This window comes from Colwellia marinimaniae (assembly GCF_002207865.1).
In the GTDB taxonomy this organism is placed as follows: Bacteria; Pseudomonadota; Gammaproteobacteria; order Enterobacterales; family Alteromonadaceae; genus Colwellia; species Colwellia marinimaniae.
Genome location: NZ_BDQM01000448.1, coordinates 1 through 245, shown reverse-complemented (window position 1 = coordinate 245; position 245 = coordinate 1). Strand labels below are relative to the sequence as shown.

Here is a 245-nt window from a genome sequence, read left to right as displayed (position 1 = left end):
GCTGAGGATGACCTGCGGCGCGGCGATGGCGATCTGGAAATCATGCGCGGCCAGCCCGATGCGGCGTTCGGGCAGGGTCAGCCCGGCGTCCTCTCGCATCGGGCGGCTGAGCCAGGGGTCGGGGTCGAGCGCCTGCGGCCAGCCGCCCTCGTTCAGCCCGCCCAGGATCACCAGCCCGGTGGCCTCGGTCCGTGCCTCGCGCGGGCCGCGGATGCGTACCAGCGGATGCGCGGCCACGTCCATGC

Annotated in this window: 1 protein-coding gene; it reads right to left on the bottom strand. The window is 74.3% G+C overall.

Translation table 11 applies throughout. The features are described 5' to 3' along the window. Positions 1–245 (bottom strand): hypothetical protein (locus tag MTCD1_RS20020; RefSeq protein ID WP_143760224.1); only part of this gene is annotated, 245 nt, incomplete at both ends.